The organism is Thermostichus sp. MS-CIW-40 (assembly GCF_054058315.1).
This window is the reverse complement of the sequence record NZ_JBSSAC010000003.1, coordinates 1-24,240: the sequence shown is the minus strand read 5'-3', so window position 1 is coordinate 24,240 and position 24,240 is coordinate 1. Positions and strand designations below refer to the sequence as shown.

The window sequence follows — 24,240 nt, the reverse complement described above, 5'->3', positions numbered from 1 at the left end:
CTGGATAGGGATAAGTGCATATTCTGTATCATGAATGGCGGCTCATGGCTTGGTCAACCAGTTGCCTAGACGTTGCCATACACCGGGATCACCGCCCCTCGCAGATCCCGCGCTGCTTCTGAGACCAAAAAGGCGATCACCTGCCCGATGGACTCTGGCTTGACCCACAGCTCGGCTTGCTCGGATCCCATGGCAGCTCGGTTGGCCGGCGTGTCGATGATGCTGGGCAGGATGACGTTGGCTGTGATGTCTGTGCCTTGGGTTTCGGCGGCAATGGTACGGGTCAGGGCCACCACCCCTGCTTTGGAAGCGCAGTAGGCAGCCAATTGCGGGCCCGGCTCCACCGCTCCGCGGGATCCCACCGTTACAATCCGCCCATAGCCCTGTTGCCACATTCTGCGCAGGCTGTGCTTGCAGGTCAGAAAAGTGGTGGTGAGGTTGAGGTCGAAGTCGCGATACCAGTCCGCCAAGCTGTACTCGTGGGTGGGGCCCATGGCAAAGCCCCCCACCAGGTGGATCAGCCCATCTACGCGGGGTAGGTCGGCAATGACGCGGGCAACCGCCGCCTCATCTGTTAAATCCACTTGCACAAAGCGAACCCGATCCAGAGCATTGGCCGGCAGGCGCTCCCGCAAAATGGTGAGATCTTTTTCTTGTCGATAGGTCAAGGTCAGCTCTGCTCCGCTGGCCAGCACCACGGGAACCACCCCCAAACCCAGCCCGCCTGTGCCACCGGTCAAGAGGATTTGCTTGCCTTGGTTGCTTTGCATGGATGCACCTGCATTGGCGAAGGGGATCCAAAACAAATTGGGAGGGGAGTGCAAAAAAACTCAGAGGATTTTGAGATCCATCCAACTGAGCTTCCCTCTCTTACCCTACCCTGGTTCCTGCTCCTCTTGAGGAACAACAGCCCTTTTGGGCGCTTTCTCCAGCAACAGATCGCTCAAGGCCAGCCAGTGGGGCAGATCCAGCTCTTCGGCGCGGGCATCGGGGTTGAGGCGGAGCTGAGCCAAAGCTGCTGCGACCACCTCTCGCTCCACCAAGCTTCCCAGGGCATTGACGAGCTTCTTGCGACGGGTGGAGAACCCCTGTCGAAGGAGGTGGTTAAACCAGCAGGGATCCCGGACGGGGGTGGGGGCGGGGCGGGGGGTGAGGCGAATCACAGCAGATTCCACCTTGGGGGCGGGCTTGAAAGCGGTGGGGGGCACCCTGCAGATCAGCTCGCAATCGGCCAAATACTGCGTCCGCAAGCTCAGAGCACCATAGGCTTTGCTGCCGGGGCCGGCCTGCAAGCGCTCGGCCAGCTCTTTTTGCACCAGAAGGACAATGCGCTCGAACTGCAGAACCGGCTGGGCTGGGGATCCGAGCACCTTTTCCAGGATGGGGCCGGTCAGGTTGTAGGGGATATTGGCCACCAGCAGGCGAGGCTGAGGAGGCAGCGGCAGGCGGAGAAAATCTCCCTCCAGCAGGTGAAAACGGGGTTGGCCGGCGAACCGTTTTTGCAGCAGTCGGCACAGATCCCGGTCGATCTCCACCGCCACCACCTGGGCGCCCTGGGCCAGCAATCGCCGCGTCAGTTGGCCGGTGCCGGGGCCGATCTCCAGCACCCAAGTGGGATCCGCCCCTCTCTCCAGATCATTCAACTGGGCAGCCCGCACAATCGCCTCGTGAACAGCGGGATCCTTGAGCCAATGCTGACCAAACCGTTTACGAGGATAGGGCATGGGGGAATGTTCGCGCAGTGCTGCGCCGCAACCGAGAGGTACCCAGAGCGGTTGAAGGAGAAATGGCCGGGTGGGTCATCGCTGGACTGAGTTGGGAACAGAAATCAAGGTGGGATCCGCATCCTCAGGTCTATCTCGGGCGGGTTGAGCAGGGAGCGCCTCTGGGTTCGGATCCCCGCTCAGGAGCGGCTTGCGGTAGAGGGGCACCGTAAAGGTGACGGTGGATCCCAGCCCTTCGCCCAGGCTGTAGAAATTGATTTCCCCTCCCATCGCCTCCACCAGGCGTTGGCTGATGGCCAGGCCCAAGCCCGTCCCCCCATATTGGCGGGTGGTGGAACCATCCACCTGTGTGAAGGCCTGAAACAGTTTTTGCTGCTTTTCCAGCGACACGCCGATCCCCGTGTCGATGACGCGGATGCGGGCCAAACCCGGGTTGCCGGGCAGGATATCCGCTCGCACGGTTACCGAGCCCTTGGGGGTAAACTTGATGGCATTCCCCACCAAATTGAGCATGACCTGCAACAGGCGTTGGTAATCGCCCAAGAGCAAAATCTGATCCGAGGTGTTGGGCAGGTGGAAGCTCAGTTGTAGGCCCTTTTGGCTGGCCTGCAAGCTGGTCTTGGCCTCCACATCCTTAAACAAGGCTCGCAGGTCGCAGGGCTGGAACTCCAACTGCATTTTGCCCGCCTCGATCTTGGCAATATCCAGCACATCGTTGATCAGGGCCAACAGGTGCAGGGCAGAGCGATAGGCCTCCTGCAAGAAGTCCAGCTCCTCTTCGCGGTTTTCGGCCATCCCGTCCAGCACCAGCTTGATAAAGCCGATGATCCCGTTGAGAGGGGTGCGCAGCTCGTGGGAGGTGTTAGCCAAGAATTGGCTTTTGAGCTGGTTGGCCGATTCCGCTTGGGCACGGGCCTGCTCCAGCTCCTTATTTTTCTGACGCAGAGTTTGGTTGGCTAACTGCAAGCGGGTTGCCAGTTGGCGACTTTGATCCAGCAAAATGGCGTGGGCAATGGCCGCGCCCAGGTAGGTGGCAATGCTCTGGAGTACCTGAATGTGGCTTGGCTGCCAAACAGGAACCCTATTCGGATCCAGCATTTCCAGCCAGAGCAGGCTGTTGGCGTAGCCCTGGTAAGACATGGCAATGGCCAGATGTCGCCCCGCCTCCACCGGTTCTTCCTGTCTGAGGGCCTGCAACAAATGGGGGTAATCTGCCAGCTTCAGGGTCTGGTGGAGCAGGGAGGGATCCCCAGGATGGCGGCGGTACTCGGCATTGACCGTGAGGGAGTCTTGCCCCACCTCGTAGAGGGCCATCAGGCAGCGATCTACCTCAAACAGTTGCCCCAACTGCTCCACGGTCTGCTGGCACAGTTGCCGGATATCCAGGGAATGCCGGATGTTGCGCACCAACTGCGTCGTGATCCCCTGTACCGGGTCGGCCAGGACAGGATGGGGCTGGCTGTTGGGGCTGCTGGTTCCTCCGGCCAACGCAAAAGGCGTAGCCCCCAGCAACTTGCCCACCACCGAAATCGCCACCACCTCCCCTTCCATGTCCCGTACAGGGTTGAGCGAAAGATGGAGATGCAACTTGTAGCGGGGCGAGAGCACCTGACATTCGTAGGAGAGGGGATCCCCGCTTGCAAAGACCTGGTTGAGCTTGGCTTCGTACTCTCCAGCGTTGGCCACCTCCCAGATTTGCTGTCCGCTCACGATGTGCTGAGGGTGGATGCCATATTTCTCGGCATCTTCCCAGTAAAAACTCCAGAAGCGCCTCTGGCGATCCTGCGTGTAGAACATCGGAGTGGGTCGGAGGGCGCCCATTTGGGATGAAGCCATCATTGCGCTAGGGGAACGTAGGCCAAAACTCAGGTTTTTCCAGAGGAAGCCGGGCTGGCCGGATCAGAGGCCGGGCGAGTTAGTGGGGCAGAGTCCTTGTTGAGGCGGGCGAAGATCATGCGGCCTGCTGAGGTTTGAATGGCGCTGGTCACAACCACAGAGCGGGTTTTGCCCACAGAGCGCTGCCCTTCTTCCACCACCACCATGGTGCCGTCTTCCAAGTAGCCTACCCCTTGACCTGGCTCTTTTCCTTCGCGGGTGATCTTGATATCAAAGCTGTCGCCGGCAACATAGATGGGCCGCAGCGCCTCGGCCAACTCATTCACATTCAGCACCTTGACCCCCTGCAGAGCCGCCACCTTCTTCAGGTTGTAATCGGTGGTAAGCAGCGTTCCCCCCACGGTTTGGGTGAGGCGCACCAGCTTTTCATCGACAGTGGTCAGATCTGGATAGTTGGCTTCGTGAATAACGAAACGATCGGGGTAGGCCTCTCGCAAAGACTGCAGGGTATCCAAGCCTTTGCGGCCCCGCTCTCGTTTTTGGGCATCGGCTTTGTCGGCGATGGTTTGCAATTCCGTCAGCACAAAGCGAGGAACCACCAGGGTTCCTTCCAAAAAACCTGTCTCGATTAACTGAGCCACTCGGCCATCGATGATGGAGCTGGTGTCCAAAACCTTGGCCGTGGCAGCCACCACATTGCCCTCCGCCCAGAGGGCTGCTTGTAAAGCATAGTTGGGGTTAAACAGCCGCAGCAGCGAGGGGCCGTGGGTATCGGCCAGGCTGACCCCCAGGTAAGCAAAGGCCAAGCTGAAAAAGACCGAAGCCAGTGGCTCGAGGAACCTGTTGAGTTGGGGAGGCAAGGGCAGCAAGTACACAGGAGCCATGGCTAGATTGGCGATCACCAAGCCGATCACCAACCCCACCGAGCGGCTGATCAACACGTCCGGCGGCAAGGAGCGCACATTGGCCTCGAAGCGACGGTAGCTCCAGCGCACCAGGGATCCCAGAGCCAGTCCTGCCAGCACGCCAAAGCCGCTGGTGACGACACGGGCTCCTTCCACATTGGCCCCCTGAATGGCAGCAGGAGGGAGCAAATCCAGGCCATAAAACCCGAGGCCAGCTCCCGCCAACATGAAGATCGCGATCAGTAAAGCGTCTAGCATAAGAAAAAAGACGGCCCTGCTGAGTGGGTGATGCTGCTGGGAATAGGCAAATCTGCTTCCTACTCATTCTAGTCGTCTGGTGTTGGAGGGATCCGGACAACCAAGCCAGCCCTCCCCCAGAAGGATTCAGACTATGCTGAAATCATAGCGATCCCTTGCCAGCTTGAGGGATCTGTGGAGCATGCCTCTAACCCCCAAAACCCTGAACTTTGCTGAATTTACTGAGCTTTAGGCGGTTTGGCAAAAGTCATTGAGAGGGATATAGTAGACCAAGTTTCCCCCTGATCCTTGAGTCCACCGCAACGGTTGCTGGGAAGTGAAGGGGGAAAGCGCTCGGGGGGTATTCCTCAGGGCTTTGCGGGATACCGCCTTCCTGCTTGGACTCCGTCCCGCTGACGCGAACAGAGATAGGCAGGATGCGATCGCTTCTTTCCTGAACCATGTTCAGGAGAGTTCAGCGTGAATGTATCAGAAACCGCTACAATCCAAATCTCAACGAGGCTAAAAGCAACCATGGCACAAGCACTGGAACTCAATACCGAGAACGTCGAGAAAGTCCTGAACGAGCTGCGTCCTTACTTGATGGCCGATGGGGGCAATGTGGAATTGGTGGAAATCGATGGCCCGGTGGTCAAGCTGCGCTTGCAGGGGGCCTGTGGAGCCTGCCCCAGCTCGACCATGACTCTAAAGATGGGCATTGAGCGCAAGTTGCGGGAGAGCATCCCCGATATTTTGGAGGTGGAGCAGGTATTCTGAGGGGCCCTGTAGGTTTTTGTGAGATTCCTTTAGGGTTCTTTATCATGTGTTGGATTATGTGCCTTGATAAATAGCCTCGGGTGGCTCTCTGCTCCCCACTTCTTTCTTCTGTGCCTTCTTCAGAGCTAGCGCATGTCTGTTCTCCTCTCCATCGCCATTCTCGCCCTGCTGATCCTGGTGCATGAGGCAGGGCACTTTGCGGCAGCCAAACTCCAAGGGATCCATGTCAACCGCTTCTCGCTGGGGTTTGGGCCGGTGTTGTGGCGATACCAGGGCAAGGAGACAGAGTACGCCATTCGCGCCCTGCCGCTGGGGGGCTACGTGGGCTTTCCTGACGAGGATGAACATTCTCCCTACCCCCCCGACGACCCGGATCTGCTGAAAAACCGCCCCGTGCTGGATCGCCTGGTGGTGATGAGTGCAGGGGTGATGGCCAACCTGATCTTCGCCTATCTGGTGCTGGTGTTGATGTTTGCCTGGGTGGGGATCCCCTCGGTAACGCGCCTCCATCCCGGCATTCTCATCCCTCAGGTGATGCCCGATAGCCCGGCGGAGCGGGCCGGCCTGAAGGCAGGGGATGTGGTGTTGCAGGCAGCCGATCGCGATTACAGGGGGATTGCCGACGAGACAGCGGCCTTGGCAGCTCTGAACGATTTTCAGGTGCTGATCCGCAGCAGCGAGAACCGGCCCATTCCCCTGGAGGTGCAGCGTGGGGAAGGGGATCCCCTGCAATTGACGGTGATCCCAGAGGTGCGGGGAGAGACGGTGGCCATTGGAGTGACCTTGGCCCCCCACCAGGAGGTGACCTTGCGTCCCCCTCAGAGTGTGGCTGAGATCCTCACGGAGGCGGGAAATGCCTACCAGCGGGTGGTGATGCTCAATCTGAACGGCTTGCGGCAGTTGCTGCAGAATTTCCAAAGCACGGCTGCTCAGGTCTCCGGCCCGGTGGGGATCGTCAAGATTGGGGCGGATCTGGCCCGCGATGACGCCGCCAGCCTGTTTAATTTCACCGCTTTGATTAGCATTAACCTGGCCTTTCTCAACCTGTTGCCCCTGCCCGCCTTGGACGGGGGACACATTGCCTTTTTGATCCTGGAGGCGATTCGCGGCAAACGGCTGCCCAAGCATCTGGAGGAGCGGGTGATGCAGACGGGCTTGGTGTTGTTACTGGGATTGGGGGTGGTGCTGATCTTCAAAGACACCCTCGCCATTGTCACCGGGTCAGGCTAGGGGAAGATGGCCAGCAAACGGGCCCTGCGCCAGCGAGCTTTGGAGATCCTGCTTCGGCTGAAGCGCCACTACCCCAACTCCACCTGTGCCCTCCACTACCGGACGCCGCTGCAGCTCTTGGTGGCAACCATCCTCTCCGCTCAGTGTACGGATGAGCGGGTGAATCAGGTAACGCCGGAGCTGTTTCGTCGCTTCCCGGATGCCCAGGCCCTGGCGACAGCGCCGCGAGAGGAGATTGAGGCTCTCATCCATTCCACCGGCTTCTATCGCAACAAGGCCAAACACATTCAGGAAGCCTGCCGCAAGATCCTGAGCGATTTCGGTGGTCAAGTGCCCCGCACCATGCCGGAGCTGCTTACCCTACCCGGTGTGGCCCGCAAGACGGCCAATGTGGTGCTGGCTCATGCTTTTGGCATCCATGCCGGGGTTACCGTCGATACCCATGTCAAGCGCCTCAGCCGCCGCCTCGGCCTCACTGAGCACGAGGATCCCGTGCGCATCGAAAAGGATCTGATGCAGTTGTTGCCGCAGGCGGATTGGGAGAACTGGTCTATCCGTCTGATCGACCACGGGCGGGCCATCTGCACTGCCCGCAGGCCTCTGTGCCAGCAATGTTTTTTGGCGGATCTCTGCCCCAGCGCTCCTCTTCTGGGATCGGCTGCACCGTCCGAGAAAACGGATAAAAAAGCTACAAAAGCCTCGCCGGCCTGAGATGATGGTTTCTAGGCGCCCCGCGTGGCTGAGCCCCCCATTCTTCCGGCGCTTGTTTTGGCCGCCCCTCGCCCTAGAATAAGCTCCATGCAGGATAAACCCATGTCAGTCGTGCCCCCCGTTCTGGTCATTGCCGGCCTGACGGGATCCGGGAAAACCTTGGCCATCCAGCAGTTGGAACAACTGGGGTACACCGGCCTAGAAGGGATCCCGCCTGCCCAGGTGATCCCCTTGGTTGAGGCGATGCGGACCCATCACGCTGCTTTGGCCATCAGCTTGAATCTCCACGCCCAGGAGTACCGGGATCAAGTTCCCACCCTGGCTGCTTGGGTGCAATCGCAAGGGATCCCTTTCCTATTCTTGGAGGCCCGCTCCCCAGTGTTGCTCAACCGTCTCAGCGCCCACCGCCGTCCCCATCCCTACGGGGAAGCTGCCGGTTTGTGGGAGGCCATTGAGCAAGAGCGGCTGGCTCTGGCCCCGGTGCGGGAACGCTGCACCCACTGGTTGGATACCTCCGACCTCAATGCCCAGCAACTGCGGCAGCAATTGCAAGCTTTGGTGCAAGGGATCCCCCAGCCCCTCAACCTAAGGCTGGTCAGCTTCGGTTTCAAATACGGCGTTCCCCCCGATGCCAACTTGCTGTTCGATGTGCGTTTTTTGCCCAACCCCTTCTTTCAGCCCCATCTGCGTCGCCTCACTGGGCAGGATCCCCTGCTGCAGGAGTTCTTGTTTGCGGATCCCATCACACAATCCACCTACCAGCACATCTTGTCCCTTATCAAAGCGTTTTGGCCCCACTACCGCGCAGAGCGTCGCCCCCACCTGACTTTGGCTATCGGCTGTACCGGCGGTCAGCACCGCTCGGTGGCCCTGGTGGAGCGCCTGGCCCAGGATTTGCAGCCTTGGACTGTCCCTGCCGGCAACCACGTTCTTCCCGACCTGAATGTTCAGGTTCAGCATCGCCATCTGCTCGACTCTCAGCGGGAGCTGGAAGCCCGCTTTGGCCCGGCGCCCGGCGAAGCCGGCGTTGCCCAGCAACAGGTTAGGATCCCTTTGGCCGGCGTTCCTGCACCTTCCCATGGCTAAGCCCCTGCCCAGCAACAAGTCCCCTGTTTGGGGCATTCGTCGCCGCAAGGCTGCTTGGTCGGGAAGTGGCTGGAAATGGCTCTTTCCCGGTTTGGCTGTCAAACGCTGGCTGAGCCTGGCGGTTGGGGGCGTGCTGCTGATGGTGCTGGGCATTGCCATCTGGACGGAGTTGACCCCCATCTTTCGCCTGAAGCGGCTGATCGACATCACCCTGCGCCTGATCACCACTTGGATCCCGAACAACATCAGTGGCCCCCTGGTGACCGGGATCGGGCTGGTGATGGTGGTGCTGGGGTTTCGCAGCGCCATGCGCTCCATCGAGGATGTGCTGATCCCCGAGGGAGATGAGGCGCTGGTGGATAAGCTCTTGTCGCGGCGGCGTCTCAGCCGTGGTCCCCGCATTGTGGTGCTGGGGGGCGGTACCGGCCTCTCCAATCTGCTGCGGGGTCTGAAGCGCTACAGCTCCAACATCACAGCCATTGTCACGGTGGCCGATGACGGGGGATCCTCAGGGCGTCTGCGGCGGGAGATCGGCGTTTTGCCCCCCGGCGATATCCGCAACTGCCTCACTGCTCTGGCCAACGAAGAAAAGCTGCTCACCGAGCTGTTTCAATATCGCTTCCAGTCGGGGGAAGGGCTGAGCGGCCACAGCTTCGGCAATTTGTTCATCACTGCCCTCACCGCGGTAACCGGCGGCGACTTGATTCGGGCCATCACTGCCACCTCGCAAGTCTTGGCCATTCAGGGGCGGGTGCTGCCGGCCACCCTGGCGGATGTTACCCTCTGGGCGGAGCTGAGCGATGGCCGCCGCGTGGTGGGAGAGTCCAACATTGCCAAAGCCGGAGGACGCATTTGCCGAATCGGCTGTGACCCCCCCAACCCTCCCGCCCTACCGGAAGTCATCGAGGCTATTGAGGCGGCAGAGTTTGTGGTGCTGGGGCCGGGTAGCCTCTACACCAGCATCATCCCTAACCTGTTGGTACCGGAAATTGTGGAAGCTCTGGCCAAAAATATGGCCCCCCACATCTACGTCTGCAACATCATGACCGAGCCGGGGGAAACCGACGGCTATACCGTTGGGGATCACGTCATGGCTCTGGATCGGGTGGCAGGAGTGCGCCTATTTGACGGCGTGCTGGTGCAGCGGGAGCCACCCTCCCCACGTGCTTTGGAGCATTACCGCCGCAGCGGTTCTGAGTTTGTGGTGTTGGATCCCGACAAACTGGCTTACCTGGGCTGCCGCGCCGTTTTGGCTAACGTCATGCAAGAGGATCCAGAGACCGGCTTGGTGCGCCACAACCCCGAACGCTTGGCTGCAATGCTGATGCGCTGGTTCGACAGACATCGCCCCCTCTAGCTTTGCCCAGGATGTCCTCTGCTGTTATTGCAGGCGGGAATAAGGGCGGGGATAGGGCTTGCGCATCTGTCGAGCCAGGTACACCTGAAAGGTTTGCGCCACCGCCCCTGCCCGCACCAGGGGAACCTCGGCCACAGGCTCGATTTGGGCAAAGTAGTCGCCATAGGTGGCCGGGATCCCTGCCCTCGGCTGGAACAGCTTGGAAGTGATGAGCAGCCCATCCTGCCCCAGCCAATCCTGCGGCTGCGACCAAAAGGCAAAGCCCCGCAAATCCGCATCCAGGCAGGTCAGAGGCTTGTCCGTCAGCGGAGCCAGGGCCATGGCGATCTGACCGCCCAAAAAATAGACATTGGTAAAAACGAACTCTGCCTCCTCAAGCGCTTGAGCCAGGTGGGGATCCGTCCGAAAGCGCTGCCGCAACTGCTCAATTTCAATGAGCTGAGTAGAGGGATCCTGCTCCACGGGCCACAGGCCCAGCCCGCCAGGAGCCTGCAGCAGGCCATAGCGCACATGGGCCAGCCCCACCCCCACCACCAAGCTGACCATCACCGCCGTCCCCACTAAGGTTCGCTTCGCTCCCGGCCACCGTTCCCAGAAGGATCCCAGCAGCAGCGTCAGCACCCAAAACCCCGGCATGGGCCAGGTGGGCAAGATGGGCCGGTAGCCTCCCATCAAGGTAAAGGCCAACACCAGCGGTAATCCACAGGCCAGGATCAAAAGGTGCTTGAGCTCTTCATCCGTCAGCCGCATCCCGCGGAGAATCTGCAGGGCCACCCGACCCGTCCCTGCCAAACTCGCCCACCACAAAGGGATCCCCAAGCTGGGGAACAGGTAAAAGATTTCAGAAAGGATCGTCAGCCCCAGCGCTTGCAGTTGATACCCTGCCTCCGGCACCGCCCGCCCCGCCTGAAAGCGAAAGGAGACCCAATCCTGCTGGGCGTTCCAGAGCAGCACCGGGCTAAAGGCCAGCACAAAACCCAGCACCGCCAGCACCGTCCAGCCCGACCTCAAGGCACAGCGATGAACTGGGCTGAGCAGACAAAAGAGTACCAGGCCGAACCCCAAAGCCAAGCCGTGGTACTTCCCCAAGCAGGCCAGCCCCACCAAGAGACCTATGAGCGCTAGCCTAGGCCCTGGCCGATAGCGAGCCGCCCCATAGACTCCCAATTTCCCCTGCCCCAAAGGCACCGGGAAAAACTCCTGGCTGGCCACCCATAGGGTTGCTGCCGTAAAAAAGACCAGCGGACTATCCGGCAGGGTCAGCACCCCAAACCCAATCCAAAGGATGGGTGCGATGCTGATGGCCGCCAAGCTGATCAGTCCCGCCCGAACAGAGAAAAGGCGCGCTTCGGTGTAGTAGAGGAATAGGGAAGAGCCACAATACAGCAGCAGGGATCCCAGTCGAATAGAAAAAGCCGACACCTGGCCGGTCAAGGCAGGCCCCAAGCCCGTTGTCCAGGCCACCAGCGGCGGATGGTCAAAATAGCTCCAATCCAGATGGCGGGTGTAGAGATAGTAGTAGGCTTCGTCAAAGCCAGGCGGCAAAAGGGCAGCCACCAGGCCCCGCATGAACAAGCCCAACCCCAGGATTAGCCAAACCGCTCTAGGCAATGGAGGGGATCCCTATGGGCAGATGGACAGATCTAACTTACCTTGAATACCTCTCGGGGCTACGTCCCTCTAGCACTATGACTTTGTTTCCCGCAAAAAAATGACCGGACACCCCAAAAATTGACCCAGCTTCTCGGCCTCTGCCCGCGCCTCTGGTTCCTTATCAGTGTAGCAGACTGACAGCAAAGGTTTCCGCGATTGCAATTTCACTTCTACCGAAAAGAATTCAACAAAATTCCTTTTGGCCTGAACCAAAATCTGCTGTACATCTCCAAAGGAATAAGTTTTCCGCCCTAGCGACCCAAAAGGAGTAAGGTGCTCCTCTTGGATTTGGTACCTAGAGCGGTCAAACGTTAGACGGCGACACCAAAAAGACACCTTCAGCATGAGAGCTCCTACCCAAAGAAGTAGAGCCAGAAATAGCCCTGGAAGGAGAGAATACAAGATCGCAAACACTAACTCCAGTAAGTGAAATCTATCGATATCTATCAAGAGCCGACTCTCTGTACTGTTCACAAAAGAATCAACGCGCCTTGCCAATTCCTGAGCTTCACTTTCACCAAAGGCCAACCAGGCTGGGGTTTCCCCTGTAGGCTTTTCCAGCGTGACATAGTAGCGCTCAGTCCTTTCTCCGTCGTCATCCTCCACAATTTCAGTTTTGACTGCAGCTCCTCTTACATCTATGTGAAGTGTAGTTTGGCTCGGCAAAGGTAGAAACGGCTGGAAAGACACTTCACAATTAACCGTAGACTGGTCAACTCGAAAACAAGTGAAACGGCGCTCACCCTGGGAAGACCAGATCGAAGATAAAGCCATAAAAAGGATGAACGCAAAGAAACAGATAAAAACAAAAGTAGCAAGAGACCCAAGGAAACCTACAGAAGACTCTTGGTACACGCGCTTGTTGGGGCTCTCCTCCACGCATTTCATAGACTTAACTCCAAGAAAGCCGGATTTGCTCAGTTATAACTTGCTAGTCTGTTGGTCGTCTGTTTCCGAGAATACGAAGCGTTTAAAAAATTATGAAAAGCAGTAAGTCCTCCGGTTTTCGCTGTGCTGTATTCAACTTCCCCTCTCTCCAACTAGGAGCGGAAATTGAGTGGCTGACTGCACGAGGCGCCGGGAAGAAGCTGTGGGGTGGCATAACAGTGGGATGAGCGCCAAACTAGCGGTGGTGCTTATGTGAGGATTGCAATGGAAGGCAGACCTAGGGCTAGGGTAGGGCGGCCTGTGCCGAAATCTCTGGAGACAAGGCAAAATGGCCGGCAACTTGCTCAACGGCGCCGACGCAGAGGTTCTTGGATCCCTTCACCGCGAAGCTCTAGGCAGTGGGGAACAGCGCTGGGATGGCTCTTGGGGGAGCGGATCCCGACGGCCCGCCAGCTTGACTTTCGCGCCGGCATGACCGGACTGGCTTTGATCATCGCCGTATTTGTAACAGGAGCACGTCTGGTTTATTTGCAACATCAACAGGCACCCCTATTGCAGCAGCGAGCCGAAGCCCAGCAGCGAGCCCAGCTAAGACCTTTCATTCCTCGTCGCTCAATTGTGGATCGTCATTCTATTGCCAAGCAGCAGGCAGAATTGCTGGCCGTAGATCGCCCCGTCTATACTCTCTGGGCCCATCCCCGTCTCTTCGGCAAACGCACCCCGGAGGAAATGGCCACCGCTCTTGCTCCCCTGTTGCGGCGTCCAGTAGAGCAACTGGCGCAGCGGCTGTCGGTTAATCATGCGGTGCGGGTGGAGCGCTGGGTATCCCAGGAGGTGGCGGATCAAATTCAGGCCCTGCATCTGGATGGCCTGGAGCTGGTGAGCGAGCGGCAACGCATTTACCCCCAAAAAGAGATGGCCGCCGAGGTGGTGGGCTATGTGGATCTGGATCATCAGGGCCAAGCGGGAGTGGAATATTCCCGGCAAGAGCTGCTGGAGCGTACTGTTCAGCCTGTTACCATTCCTCGCGATGGCTACGGACGACTGTTGGCTGCCGAGGTGCCGGAAGGGCTGCTGCAATCTGGCGAGACGGTGCTGCAACTTACCCTAGATATGCGCCTGCAAAGAGCTGCCCGCGCTGCCCTGAAAGCCCAACTGCAACGGTTTCGAGCGCTGCGGGGTACGGTGATCATCTTGCAGCCCCACACGGGGGAGATTTTGGCTCTGGTGAGCGAGCCCACCTATGACCCCAACCGCTACTTTGAGTATGACCCCGGTCTTTTTCGCAACTGGGCCGTAACGGATTTGTATGAGCCGGGATCCACCTTCAAGCCCATCAACATTGCCATTGGGTTGGATGCTGGAGCCTTCAGGGCAGATGAGCGGGTCTATGACGAGGGTCGGATTCTCATCGGTCAATGGCCCATTCAAAATTACGACTACCACCAGCGAGGGGCCCATGGCTGGATGAGCGTCACGGATATCCTGCGGCAATCCAGCAATGTGGGTATGGTACATCTAATGCGCAAGCTGGATCCCCGCCAGTACTACAATGCCTTGGTGCGGCTGGGGTTCAACGAGCGCAGTGGCGTGGATTTGCCCTTTGAGCCGGCCAGCCGTTTGAAACCGCTGCGACAGTTTGTTACGGTGCCGGTGGAGCGGGCCACTGTCGCTTTCGGCCAGGGGCTGGCCCTCACTCCTCTACAGTTGGCTGCCATGCATTGCATCATTGCCAACGGCGGACTGAAAGTGCAGCCCCATGTGGTGCGAGGCTTGGTGGAAAAGGATACGGATACTCTGGTTTGGGGATCCCCGCAGCCGCAGCCGGTGCGGGTACTATCCGAGCAAGCCACGCTGGCAGTGCGTATCCAAATGCGGGATGTGGTGGACTTTGGCACGGGGCAATCGGCCAAGATCGAGGGGTATGAGATCGCTGGCAAAACCGGCACTGCCCAGAAAGCCGGGCCACGGGGGGGCTATTTGCCCGGCAAGCGCATCACCAGTTTTGTGGGCTATTTCCCGGCCATTCGCCCCAATTACGTGATCTTGGCGGTGATCGACGAGCCCCAGGGGGAAGATGCCTTCGGCTCGACGACGGCTGCTCCCGTTGTTCGCTCGGTGATCCAGGAGATCATCGCCCTAGAGGGGATCCGCCCTAACTCTACTTAGCGCAGCCATAGGAACAAGGGGCGAAGGCGGATGCCAAAGGGGGCCCAGACAGTGAGGAAATGAGCGAAATGCCCGTACCTCCGGATTGGCTCTTCCTGGAAAAAGCCATACTCAAGACTGGCCACCCACAGAGTCCGACTTAACCTCTGCACTCCTCCAGCTCAGCTTGGAGTTGAGGTAGAAGTTCCAGAATACAACAATACCGATGGCAATTAAGTTGGCCAACAAATAATGAATGCCCAAGCGCTCGCTCAGCAAGGTCACCAGTGAAGTGTTGAGAACCAAGCCAATTAAGCAGATAACGTTAAACTTCGCCAACCGCTTCAGGCGATTCCAGGGCCCCGGCTGCAAGCGGGTCACATGGCGAAAAGTCCACAGGTCGTTCCAGAGGAAGTTATTGAGAATGGCCACCTCCGAAGCAACCAGCTTACTGGTTATGAGATCCCATCCTAAGTTGGTGGGATCGTGCAAAACATAGAGCAAAGCCATGTCCACCAAGGTGCCCGACAGGCCAACCGTGCTGAAGCGCAAAAAGGATCCCACCTGCCCTAGCGAAAAGCGCAGCACCATCAGGTGGTGAAGATATTGGAGACAAGTTTGCAGTTGGATTTTGCTCTCCCCGTTTTGGCGCTCCTGAAAGATGTAGCCGACTTCAGCAATGGTTTTCACCCGGCCCCGCGCCAGCACCTCGATCAGCAGCTTGTAACCCTTGGGGTTGAGCGGGATCCCGGCAATGGCTTGGCGTCTGACCAGAAACAGTCCGCTCAACGGATCGGAAACACGGCTGAAAACTCCCGGCAGCAGAACCAGCCCAATCCATTGGGCCCCGCGGGAGACAATGCGCCGGCCCAGGCTCCAGTGGCTCACCCCTCCCGATGGTGCATAGCGGCTGCCCACCACCAAATCTGCCCCTTTCTGGATGAGCGGCCACAATTTGAGGACAATCTCCGGCGGATGCTGCAAATCCCCATCCATAACCCCCAGCACCTCGCCGCGGGCAGCTTGCCATCCCCGCAGCACGGCAGTGGCCAGGCCTCGTTCGTGGTGGCGACAAATGACTTGCAGTTGAGGGAATTCTTTTTGCAATCCTTGGGCCACTTTGGCAGTGTAATCGGGGCTATTGTCATCCACCACAATCAACTCATAGCTTCCAGGCAGAATCGTGTCTAGGTGGGCACACAACTGCCGGATCAGGCTGCAGATACTGGAGGCTTCGTTGTAGGTGGGAATGACCAGCGACAGTTGGACAGGGCTGGACTGAGACAGAGGTGGAATCTGAAAAGGAGCTGCAGAAGCTTTGGGATCGGCAGAGGAAGTAGGAGCTTCATGAAGCATTCAGCAGGCCATCCAAAAACAATAAACAAAAATCCTCCGCCTAGGGCTGCAAATCCTAGGACTGCCTTGGTTCATACTGGGTCCACAGAACGATCCCCTATCGTACTGATCGATGAGCCGCAGGGCTAGACCTTTCTCCACCTACTTAGCTTCTGAGGACTCCGTCTCACTGACGCGAACGGGAGAGGTCACCTGGCTAAGGGGATCCCGTGGAGTGGCTCATCGACACCGGGATCCGGGCCTGAGCAGAGGCAGTCTCAGGCAGCGAGGGGGCAGGGGTGAAACTGGGGTAGGGGATGCGCTCGTGGTTGGATTCCCGCCAGACCTCCACGAAAGCGTCTGCCACCACCTCCAAATCCTCCAGCGTCAGCCCACTATCAACCAACTGGCCATCTTGCCAACGGGCCTGGGCTATTTTGCGGACAACAGCTTTTGCCCGCTCGACCACATCGGGGCCGAAGCCATCGCTCAGAGTCATGCTGCGCAGGGCGGCTTCACAGGCATCGGCCATCATCACCACCCCCGTCTCCTTGCTCTGGGGGATCGGGCCATCGTAGCGGAACGGCTCTTCGGGTACGGGCTGACCCCCGGCTTTCATCTGGGCTTGATGGTAAAAGTAGGCAATCAGAATTGTGCCCTGGTGCTCAGGGATAAACGCCTGGACGGCGGTAGGCAGGTTGTATTGCTTGGCCAGGCGCAGGCCATCGCTGACGTGGGCCTTGATGATCTGAGCACTGCGATAGGGATCGTCCAGTTGGGTGTGGGGGTTGAGGCTGCCCATCTGGTTCTCGATGAAGTAGCGGGCCTGCAGCATCTTGCCGATGTCGTGGTAAAGAGTGCCGGTGCGCACCAGCTCCACGTTGAGGTTCAGCTTCTGGGCAGCCCGTTCTGCCAAAGTGGCCACAAGCAGAGTGTGCTGGAAGGTGCCGGGGGCCTCTGCAGCCAGCCGCCGCAACAGGGTGCGATTGGGATTGCTCAACTCGATCAGACGAATGGGGGTGGCTAAGTCAAATAGGCGCTCCAGGTAGGGGCTGGCTCCCAGGGCAACAATGCTCCATCCCAAGCTGGTTCCCCCTGCCAAAGCCATGGCCAACAGGTCGATGCCACCGGTGGTGGCCAAGCTAACCGCCCCGTAGGCCAGCATCTGCACCGCTGCCGCTCCTCCTCCCAACAAGGCCAGCTCTTCGCGGGAACGGGAACGCCCGGCCAGGGCAGAGGCCACCACGCTGCCGGAGAGCAAGGGTACAAGGGTGAGCAGGTTGACAGGGGAGACCAAGGGCAAAAACAGCGCCTGGCCTACCACCACCACCAAGCCCAGCCCTGCCCCGTAAAAACTGCCCAGCAACAGCCCCACTGCCGGCAGGGAGCTGAACTCCAGCTTGAACAAGGCCGCCAAAAGGGGAGCGGTCAGGGAAACTATGAGGATCAACACCCGATCCCGGCGGCGCAATCCCGGCCTCAAGCGTTGTTGCAGAGGCACAAAGACAGCCAGGCCCATGCCCATCACTCCGGCCACCCCCACCAAGCCCCAGACGTTGATCCCGCGCTGGGTGAGCCCAAAGTGGTCCAAGATGAGAAAAATTTCGGGAGTGATGACCTGATCTGCTCGCACGATCACCTGGTTCTCGGCAACCGAGATCAGAACCGGCTCGACTTTTTCCAGCTCGGCGCGGATGCGCTGCTCGGTGCGCTGGGGATCCACCTCCACATTGGGAATGAGCACCTGCTGCAGCCACTGATAGACCAGCCCTTGCAACTCCTGTCGTTGGGCAGCATTGCCCGGAAACATCAAATCGTCCAGTTGGGCTTGGATCCCTTCGGCGCGAACTTCGCGGGGCAGGCCATCCACGATCCCTATCTTCTGCAGACGCTCCAAGACCCGCCGACTCAAGGTTTGCAAATGCTGCCAATCCGCATCTGCCAAGTTGAGAACTGTGGCCGGAACAGGGGGGGTGAGCTGCTCCAGAGCCGGCAAAGCTGCCCGATAGCGCTGCTGCGCCGCTTCCACCTGGGCAATTAGCTGAGTATAGGGATCCGTCGCCGCCATCTGGGTGGCCGATCCGTCCAACCAGACCCGCTGCCAAACCTCGACAAGCTCTTGCTTGGCCCGCTGCTCCGGAGGAAGCTGCTCCGGTCGCCCAGAAGAGGGCTCTTCTGAAGGAGATGGGGTGGCTCCGCGGATGGCCTCTTGTCGGACGCGAGCCTGGAAGGGTTCCCACTCCTCTGGGGAAAGCTGGCGCAGATAGATCTGCGTTGGCAGAGACAGCAACTGGACAGAAACATAGGGCAGAGAACCTGCCTCTTGGCGGATGGCCTCCACCTCAGCCAGGAGAGCCTCCAGATTTTGCCGCATGCTGTCGTTGGCGGTGCTGTTGATTTTGAGGGCCTGAACCACCCGCCGTCGCGCCTCAGCTTGTCGGGCCTGGGTAGCCTCCACGTCTTCAATCTCCGCCGCAGCAGGGGCGAGAAACGTCTGCGGGGAGCGGCTGCCGACGGTCAGTTGTGGTTCGTTGTAGTAGCGGATCCCGTGGACAGCAGTGAGGGAGAGAAGCGCGAGGGCATAGCCGGCAATCCGCTCCGAAAGGGGGGGCCTGCTCTTTCGAGGGGAAGCTGCCTGGCGTCGCCGAGTCCAGTGTTCCGCGTTCGCGTCGGCAGCGCGAAGGGCTTTGGGCGTGAGCGGGTTTTTCATGGATTGGCCTGGCAGCGTCTTTCTCTTTTCTATCCCCTTTTGGCCGGGTAGCCCAGGAAGAGGATCTCAATCGCCGATGGTAATCTGCCCCACCATACCTGCTTCTGCATGGCCGGGAATGGTGCAAACCAAAGCGTAGACCCCAGATTTCAGGGGAATAAATTGCCACTCCACCGAAGCGCCTGGCTTCAGTTCCAATTCTCGGATCTGGCCCTTAATTTCCACGCCGGCCACGTCCAACTTACGGGTCCAAACGGCATCGGCAAAATCTTTGGCGCTGAAATAATGTTTCAATTGGCTGGGGTTGCTCAGGCGAAGACGGTAGAGGCTGCCGTTGCGAAAAGACAGTTCCTTGGGCGCAAACACCAACTGATTGTCGGCAGTGCCCAACTCAACCACCTTCTCCTGCGGCGTTTGTCTGGAGAGATCCCGCGCCCATACCGGATGCGGGATCCCAATCATGAGGGCCGATAGCCAGATTCCCAGCACCAGGAAATGACAGAACCTGTTTAACATTGCAACAACGAGGAGAGAGGAAAGAGCAAAGAGAAAAGAGCAACGAGGAGAGAGAAAAGAGCAAAGAGAAGAGATTTCTCCTTCTCACTTCTCACTCCTCCCTTCTCACTCCTCTGCGAGTAGCCTGGAAACTCAAGATAGCATCTCTAGGCGGAGAGGTTTTGATTCCCTTCTGCCCTGTCTAGCCATCCACATCCTCGTAGAGCCGCACGGCTGGGGCTTCCTCTCCGTCTTTCCTTATTTCAAGCGCTACCGCAGCGGCGTAGCCACCGGCAACCTGAAGCGGTAAGGTCACCCAGCGGGAGTCCTCGCCCAAAGCTGCAGAGCCGGCCAGACCCCTGCCTGTTCCCTTCAGGAGCGCCTCCTTTTGTGTCCACATTTGAAAGAAAAGGGCATCCCGCTCTGGAGCTGGACACCTGGCCAAACGGCCCTGCTCAGCAGCCGAAAAATAGCGTTGGGCGATGCGCTGCCAGCGGAGCACAGGTCGAACCCATTCCAGATCCACTCCAATGCGGTATTGCCATCTCAGGCCGATCAGGACGCGCTCGTGGGAGTGGCTGAGGTTAAACTGCAGCGGCAGGGGTGGATCCCGCCAGTAGGGTTTGCCGGTAGAACTGTGGTCGAGGGGGATCCCCTGGGGCGGAATGCCGCTGTAGCGGCTGAGCAAGCTCCGCAACCCAAGACGACCGGCCAGAAAGCGGCGCCGATCTGCCGGCAGTTGTAAACGCTCTGCCCGCCGACATTCTTCAGGGGAAAGAAGGCCGAGCTGGGGGAGCAACTTCTCCAACGGGGGGACTGTCTGCAGCCAAAGATGCACCTCTGACTTTCCCGACAACGGCTGCAGGGATCCCACTGTGAAGTTGGGTCTAGACAACTCTAAGGAATAAGGATGGGATAACATGGCCTTGAATTGGTGGAGTTGGCAACACCACCCAGACAGTACACCCTTTCCTGTACGCGCTCGCGAGACCTGGTCTGACCTGATGCCCTCCTTCCACTATCCCCCCCGTCCTGACCGTGTCCGCGCAGCTCGTCAGCAGGCTATTCGTCAGGGGATCCTCTGGCTGTTGTTGGGGTTCACGGCTGTGTTGGCGGGTTCTGCCGGTGCCCTCCTGGCCGTGATGTTGCCCCGTCAGGTGATCCCAACTTCCCTCACTCCTGCAGAACAAGAAGCCTTCCGTCCTGATGCCTTACGGGCTGCGGCTCTGGATCGCTCGTTGCATATCCTCATTCTCGGCACGGACAACCCGGATCCCACCCTGCCCTTGCCCACAGAGCGAGATCGCTTCCACACCCGCAGCGACACCATTCTCTTGGCCCGCTTTGATCCCCAGGCGCGGCGGATTACCGTTTTGTCCATCCCCCGCGATACTCGTGTGCGCTTGCCCGGCTTTGGCGTGACCAAGATCAATGCTGCCAACTTGGCAGGGGGCCCGGCGCTGACGGCTCAGGTGGTCAGCCACTTGATGGGTGGGATCCCGATTGACCGCTACATTCGCCTCAATACCGACGCTCTGGAAGAGCTGATCGACGCGGTGGGCGGCCTGGAAATCTACGTGCCGGAACCGATGCAGTACGCAGATCACACCCAGCAGTTGTTCATCCACCTGGAGCCCGGCTGGCAACGCCTCAATGGAGAACAAGCCCACCACTTTGCCCGCTTCCGCCGCGATCACCTGGGATTGGGGGATATCGGTCGGGTGCAACGGCAACAGGAATTGCTGCGGGCCCTGAGCCGGGAACTGCTCTCCCCTGCTGTCTGGCCGCGGATCCCAAAGATTTTGCAGGTTATCCGCACCAACCTCGATACCAACCTCACCTGGGAAGAGGTTCTGAGCTTGGCCAAGTTTGTCCTCACCTCTGGGGGCGATCGCATCGACCTGGTGCTGCTGCCGGGCCGCTTCAGTCAGCCGGGAGAATTCTCCACCAGCTACTGGCTGCCGGATCCAGCCGGGATCCGACGGGTGGCCGTCTCCCACTTTGGCCTGGAGGCAGAGGTAGCCCGCATTCCTCCACACCGCCTGCGCATAGCCGTGCAAAACGCAACCGGAGAGCCGGGGATGGCCCGCCGTATGGTGCAGGAATTGGTGAGGCAAGGATACGTCCATGCTTTTGCTGTGGAAGACAGCACCCAGGTGCTGCAGCAAACGGAGATCCTCGCCCAGAGCGGGGATCGCGAAGGAGCCAAACAGATCCGCGCCGCCATTGGCCTGGGAGAAGTGCGGGTAGAATCTACTGGCGTTCTCAACTCCGACGTCACCATTCGGATCGGCCAGGATTGGGCCCAACAACTTGCTTTGGATGAAGCGCTCCGCACCACTGATGGGAACGGCCAAGCCCAAGCTCCGCCCGGAGCAGCTCAGCTCTAGAGAGCCGGTTCGGTTGCGAGTGCGGATTTCCGAAAAGGGGCCTGCTTGTCGGGGGCTTCTCAACCTCTGTAGATTAGCACTGAGCTTGTTTGAGTGCTGAGCCACCTATGACCGTGCTGGAACAGGGATCCATCACCATCCACACCGAGAACATCTTTCCCATCATCAAGCAGTCTCTCTACTCGGATCGAGAGATCTTCTTGCGGGAGCTGATCTCCAATGCTGCTGATGCCATCACCAAGCTGAAGATGGCCAGCCTTGCCGGCGAAGTGGCGGATCTCCCAGAGCCGGAGATTACGATTGCCCTCAACAAGGAGGCCAAGACCTTAGCGGTGGCCGATAACGGCATTGGCATGACTGCCGAGGAAGTGAAAAAATACATCAACCAGGTGGCTTTTTCCAGCGCTGAAGAGTTCATTCAAAAGTACAAGGGCAAAGACGCAGAGCAAGCAATCATTGGCCACTTTGGTCTAGGATTCTACTCCTCTTTTATGGTGTCGCAGCGGGTGGAGATCGACACCCTCTCCTATCGGCCCGGCAGCACGCCGGTGAAGTGGGCTTGTGACGGCACCACTACTTTTACCCTCTCCGATTCCGAGCGCTCCAGCATCGGCACCACCGTTACCCTTTACATCACCCCCGAAAACGAAGAATACCTGGAGCCAAGCCGCATTCGGGAATTGGTTCGTAAATACTGCGATTTCATCCCCGTTCCCATCAAGTTAAACGGGGAAGTGATCAACAAGCAAAAGCCCCTGTGGAGAACCTCACCTTCCGAACTTAAAGATGAGGATTACCTAGAGTTTTATCGCTACCTCTATCCCTTTCAAGAGGATCCCCATTTCTGGGTGCACATCAACACCGACTATCCCTTCATCGTGCAAGGGATCCTCTATTTCCCCAAGTTGCGCCCGGATATTGATCCCACCAAGGGTCAAGTCAAGCTGTTTTGCAATCAAGTCTTTGTCCAAGATAACTGTGAGGAAGTTATCCCCAAGTTCCTCCTACCTCTGCGGGGGGCCATCGACAGCCCGGATATTCCTCTCAACGTCTCCCGCAGCTTCTTGCAAAATGACCGCACCGTAAGGCGCATTGGGGATCACGTTGCCAAAAAGGTGGCGGATCGTCTCAATGAACTATACAGGGAAGATTACGAAAAATACGTCAAGGTCTGGCCCGACATCAGCCTCTTTATGAAGTTTGGGGCGATGAACAACGACAAGTTCTTTGCCCAGATTAAGGATATTCTCATTTTCCGAGTGGCCGGATCCCCTGCTGACAAACCCGAATATGTGACCCTGAAAGCGTACCTGGAGCGCACCCGCGACAAGCAAAACAAGCGAGTTTACTACGCCACCGATGAGGCTGCCCAGAGTGCCTACATCGATCTCCACCGCTCTCAAGGACTGGAAGTGATCATGCTGGATAGCTGGATCGACAGCCACTTCAGCAGCTTTTTGGAGCGGGAATACAAAGAAGAAGGGATCCAATTTAAGCGGGTGGACTCTGAGCTGGATGAAACGCTGGTGGATAAAGACAAAGCCGCCGAAATTGTGGATCCGGTCACGCAAAAAACCCGCAGCCAAAAGTTGGTCGATCTCTTCCGACAAGCCCTGGGCAAAGACAAGTTGCAGATCAAAGCAGAAGCTCTTAAATCAGAGTCGGTTCCGGCCATGATCTTGCTGCCGGAGACGCTGCGGCGCCTACAGGAGCTCAACGCCGTCATCCAGCAGAAGCCGCTGGAGTTTCTGGAAGAGCACACGCTGGTTCTGAACACGGCCCATCCCCTTATCCAAAACCTGCAGTCTCTTGCCGATCAGGGTCGGGATCCCGACTTGGTTCACCTCATCTGCAATCACATCTACGATTTGGCTTTGATTACCCAGAAAAGCTTTGACCCGGCAGCCGTGCGGGCCTTTGTGCAGCGTTCCAACGAAGTGCTGACTCGCCTCACCCGCCCTCAATAGGCAGCGCTGTCCAGGGTAGACTGCAGGGCTTCCGCTCCACCGGGCAGAGACGGACGGGATCCGGCCCCGTTGCCGCTGTGGCCGTAGCTGCCTTGGAGCACGGGGGCAACTTGGCGCATCAGAGTAGCCATCTCCAGGGCACTCATGGCGTATTCCCAACCTTTGTTGCTCTTGACCCCGGCCCGCTCCAGAGCCTGCTGCAGGGTATCGGCGGTGATGATCCCGAAAATAACCGGCACTCCGGTACGAAATCCTGCCGCCGCAATGCCCTTGGAGACCTCCGCTGCCACATAGTCGAAGTGGGGAGTTTGCCCGCGAATCACTGCCCCCAGGCAGATGATGGCGTCATAACGGCGAGATTGGGCCAGTTGGTGGGCCAGCAAAGGCACCTCAAAACTGCCCGGCACCCAGTAGTAGTCCACTTGCTTGCTCTCCGGGCCGACATCCACACCATGCCGCTTCAGCGCGTCCTGGCACCCTTCTAACAATTTGCCGGTGATTAGGTCGTTAAACCGACCGATGACGATGGCCAGACGCAGATCCTCCGTCTGAACAAAATTGCCCTCGTAAACTGCCATCTACGCTGCTCCAGATCTACCCAAGAGAAGAACAAGCGGGCCGACACGGCAAAACCACGCTTTCCCATCCTAATTCACTGAGGGAGCCACGGCGCAGACGCCCCGGCCTTCATGCCCAGAGGTACAGCCTGTTAAGGGCTCAAGGGGTACAATAGCAGCACTTAGCAAACCAACTTCGGAAGGAGGATGGATTGATCAGTAGTAAAGAAGTCT

General features: G+C 58.6%; 19 protein-coding genes. 8 read left to right on the top strand and 11 right to left on the bottom strand.

Features of this window, described 5'->3' with window-relative positions:
* Positions 1-65: 65 nt before the first annotated feature.
* From fabG to ACVWXF_RS01800, 4 genes are all read right to left on the bottom strand, one after another.
* Complete coding sequence (fabG, locus tag ACVWXF_RS01815; protein ID WP_457402202.1) at positions 66-770, bottom strand: 3-oxoacyl-ACP reductase FabG; 705 nt, start codon at positions 768-770, stop codon at positions 66-68.
* A 105-nt stretch (positions 771-875) separates the two neighbouring features.
* The gene (gene rsmA / locus ACVWXF_RS01810) at positions 876-1,724 is read right to left on the bottom strand and encodes a 16S rRNA (adenine(1518)-N(6)/adenine(1519)-N(6))-dimethyltransferase RsmA (protein ID WP_457473480.1); all 849 of its coding nucleotides are present in this window, start codon (positions 1,722-1,724) and stop codon (positions 876-878) included.
* 75 nt (positions 1,725-1,799) lie between these two features.
* Positions 1,800-3,545: a sensor histidine kinase gene (locus ACVWXF_RS01805; RefSeq protein WP_457385474.1), complete on the bottom strand. Its 1,746-nt coding sequence runs from the start codon at positions 3,543-3,545 to the stop codon at positions 1,800-1,802.
* Positions 3,546-3,589: 44 nt separating this feature from the next.
* Positions 3,590-4,723 carry a PIN domain-containing protein gene (locus ACVWXF_RS01800; protein WP_457387685.1) on the bottom strand — a complete coding sequence of 378 codons (1,134 nt, stop codon included), beginning with the start codon at positions 4,721-4,723 and terminating at the stop codon, positions 3,590-3,592.
* Positions 4,724-5,236: 513 nt separating this feature from the next.
* Between ACVWXF_RS01800 and ACVWXF_RS01795 the strand changes: the two genes are divergently transcribed.
* From ACVWXF_RS01795 to ACVWXF_RS01775, 5 genes are all read left to right on the top strand, one after another.
* The gene (locus tag ACVWXF_RS01795) at positions 5,237-5,479 is read left to right on the top strand and encodes a NifU family protein (protein ID WP_011432622.1); all 243 of its coding nucleotides are present in this window, start codon (positions 5,237-5,239) and stop codon (positions 5,477-5,479) included.
* Between the two features lie 132 nt (positions 5,480-5,611).
* The gene (gene rseP, locus ACVWXF_RS01790) at positions 5,612-6,709 is read left to right on the top strand and encodes an RIP metalloprotease RseP (protein ID WP_011432623.1); all 1,098 of its coding nucleotides are present in this window, start codon (positions 5,612-5,614) and stop codon (positions 6,707-6,709) included.
* 6 nt (positions 6,710-6,715) lie between these two features.
* Positions 6,716-7,420 carry an endonuclease III gene (gene nth, locus ACVWXF_RS01785; protein WP_457473479.1) on the top strand — a complete coding sequence of 235 codons (705 nt, stop codon included), beginning with the start codon at positions 6,716-6,718 and terminating at the stop codon, positions 7,418-7,420.
* A 102-nt stretch (positions 7,421-7,522) separates the two neighbouring features.
* A complete protein-coding gene (gene rapZ, locus ACVWXF_RS01780; RefSeq protein ID WP_457473478.1) occupies positions 7,523-8,506 on the top strand; it encodes an RNase adapter RapZ in 984 nt (327 codons plus the stop codon).
* On the top strand, positions 8,499-9,863 hold the full coding sequence (locus ACVWXF_RS01775; RefSeq protein WP_414356608.1) for a gluconeogenesis factor YvcK family protein: 1,365 nt from the start codon (positions 8,499-8,501) through the stop codon (positions 9,861-9,863). The genes rapZ and ACVWXF_RS01775 overlap by 8 nt, the downstream gene beginning before the upstream one ends.
* Before the next feature lie 24 nt (positions 9,864-9,887).
* Here the strand turns inward: ACVWXF_RS01775 and ACVWXF_RS01770 are convergent, their stop codons facing one another.
* Positions 9,888-11,474: an ArnT family glycosyltransferase gene (locus ACVWXF_RS01770; protein ID WP_457473477.1), complete on the bottom strand. Its 1,587-nt coding sequence runs from the start codon at positions 11,472-11,474 to the stop codon at positions 9,888-9,890.
* A 75-nt stretch (positions 11,475-11,549) separates the two neighbouring features.
* Positions 11,550-12,404: a hypothetical protein gene (locus ACVWXF_RS01765; RefSeq protein ID WP_457473476.1), complete on the bottom strand. Its 855-nt coding sequence runs from the start codon at positions 12,402-12,404 to the stop codon at positions 11,550-11,552.
* Between the two features lie 300 nt (positions 12,405-12,704).
* On the opposite strand from ACVWXF_RS01765, the gene ACVWXF_RS01760 reads away from it, so the two are divergent.
* Entirely contained in the window at positions 12,705-14,573 is a 1,869-nt protein-coding gene (locus ACVWXF_RS01760) for a peptidoglycan D,D-transpeptidase FtsI family protein (protein WP_457473475.1), read from the top strand.
* A gap of 111 nt (positions 14,574-14,684) precedes the next feature.
* On the opposite strand, the gene ACVWXF_RS01755 is transcribed toward ACVWXF_RS01760, so the two are convergent.
* The 4 genes from ACVWXF_RS01755 to ACVWXF_RS01740 form a co-directional block, all read right to left on the bottom strand.
* Entirely contained in the window at positions 14,685-15,908 is a 1,224-nt protein-coding gene (locus ACVWXF_RS01755) for a glycosyltransferase (RefSeq protein WP_011432630.1), read from the bottom strand.
* 196 nt (positions 15,909-16,104) lie between these two features.
* Complete coding sequence (locus ACVWXF_RS01750) at positions 16,105-18,597, bottom strand: HD family phosphohydrolase (RefSeq protein WP_457473474.1); 2,493 nt, start codon at positions 18,595-18,597, stop codon at positions 16,105-16,107.
* Between the two features lie 66 nt (positions 18,598-18,663).
* Positions 18,664-19,059, bottom strand: coding sequence for a plastocyanin/azurin family copper-binding protein (locus ACVWXF_RS01745; RefSeq protein ID WP_457387746.1), 396 nt, complete (start codon positions 19,057-19,059; stop codon positions 18,664-18,666).
* Positions 19,060-19,294: 235 nt separating this feature from the next.
* Positions 19,295-19,987 (bottom strand): 4'-phosphopantetheinyl transferase family protein, encoded by a 693-nt coding sequence (locus tag ACVWXF_RS01740; RefSeq protein ID WP_457473473.1) that lies wholly within the window; start codon positions 19,985-19,987, stop codon positions 19,295-19,297.
* 25 nt (positions 19,988-20,012) lie between these two features.
* Between ACVWXF_RS01740 and ACVWXF_RS01735 the strand changes: the two genes are divergently transcribed.
* Positions 20,013-21,482 (top strand): LCP family protein, encoded by a 1,470-nt coding sequence (locus ACVWXF_RS01735; protein ID WP_457473472.1) that lies wholly within the window; start codon positions 20,013-20,015, stop codon positions 21,480-21,482.
* 107 nt (positions 21,483-21,589) lie between these two features.
* The gene (htpG, locus tag ACVWXF_RS01730) at positions 21,590-23,449 is read left to right on the top strand and encodes a molecular chaperone HtpG (protein ID WP_414383163.1); all 1,860 of its coding nucleotides are present in this window, start codon (positions 21,590-21,592) and stop codon (positions 23,447-23,449) included.
* Here the strand turns inward: htpG and ribH are convergent.
* Positions 23,443-24,027 carry a 6,7-dimethyl-8-ribityllumazine synthase gene (gene ribH / locus ACVWXF_RS01725; RefSeq protein WP_414330323.1) on the bottom strand — a complete coding sequence of 195 codons (585 nt, stop codon included), beginning with the start codon at positions 24,025-24,027 and terminating at the stop codon, positions 23,443-23,445. The genes htpG and ribH overlap by 7 nt on opposite strands.
* Between the last annotated feature and the right edge of the window lie 213 nt (positions 24,028-24,240).

Excerpts from the sequence above, each read along its gene's own strand:
- fabG (WP_457402202.1), bottom strand. The coding sequence starts at position 770 with ATGCAAAGCAACCAAGGCAAGCAAATCCTCTTGACCGGTGGCACAGGC.
- rsmA (WP_457473480.1), bottom strand. The coding sequence starts at position 1,724 with ATGCCCTATCCTCGTAAACGGTTTGGTCAGCATTGGCTCAAGGATCCC.
- ACVWXF_RS01805 (WP_457385474.1), bottom strand. The coding sequence starts at position 3,545 with ATGGGCGCCCTCCGACCCACTCCGATGTTCTACACGCAGGATCGCCAG.
- ACVWXF_RS01800 (WP_457387685.1), bottom strand. The coding sequence starts at position 4,723 with ATGCTAGACGCTTTACTGATCGCGATCTTCATGTTGGCGGGAGCTGGC.
- ACVWXF_RS01795 (WP_011432622.1), top strand. The coding sequence starts at position 5,237 with ATGGCACAAGCACTGGAACTCAATACCGAGAACGTCGAGAAAGTCCTG.
- rseP (WP_011432623.1), top strand. The coding sequence starts at position 5,612 with ATGTCTGTTCTCCTCTCCATCGCCATTCTCGCCCTGCTGATCCTGGTG.
- nth (WP_457473479.1), top strand. The coding sequence starts at position 6,716 with ATGGCCAGCAAACGGGCCCTGCGCCAGCGAGCTTTGGAGATCCTGCTT.
- rapZ (WP_457473478.1), top strand. The coding sequence starts at position 7,523 with ATGTCAGTCGTGCCCCCCGTTCTGGTCATTGCCGGCCTGACGGGATCC.
- ACVWXF_RS01775 (WP_414356608.1), top strand. The coding sequence starts at position 8,499 with ATGGCTAAGCCCCTGCCCAGCAACAAGTCCCCTGTTTGGGGCATTCGT.
- ACVWXF_RS01765 (WP_457473476.1), bottom strand. The coding sequence starts at position 12,404 with ATGAAATGCGTGGAGGAGAGCCCCAACAAGCGCGTGTACCAAGAGTCT.
- ACVWXF_RS01755 (WP_011432630.1), bottom strand. The coding sequence starts at position 15,908 with ATGCTTCATGAAGCTCCTACTTCCTCTGCCGATCCCAAAGCTTCTGCA.
- ACVWXF_RS01750 (WP_457473474.1), bottom strand. The coding sequence starts at position 18,597 with ATGAAAAACCCGCTCACGCCCAAAGCCCTTCGCGCTGCCGACGCGAAC.
- ACVWXF_RS01745 (WP_457387746.1), bottom strand. The coding sequence starts at position 19,059 with ATGATTGGGATCCCGCATCCGGTATGGGCGCGGGATCTCTCCAGACAA.
- ACVWXF_RS01735 (WP_457473472.1), top strand. The coding sequence starts at position 20,013 with ATGGCCTTGAATTGGTGGAGTTGGCAACACCACCCAGACAGTACACCC.
- htpG (WP_414383163.1), top strand. The coding sequence starts at position 21,590 with ATGACCGTGCTGGAACAGGGATCCATCACCATCCACACCGAGAACATC.
- ribH (WP_414330323.1), bottom strand. The coding sequence starts at position 24,027 with ATGGCAGTTTACGAGGGCAATTTTGTTCAGACGGAGGATCTGCGTCTG.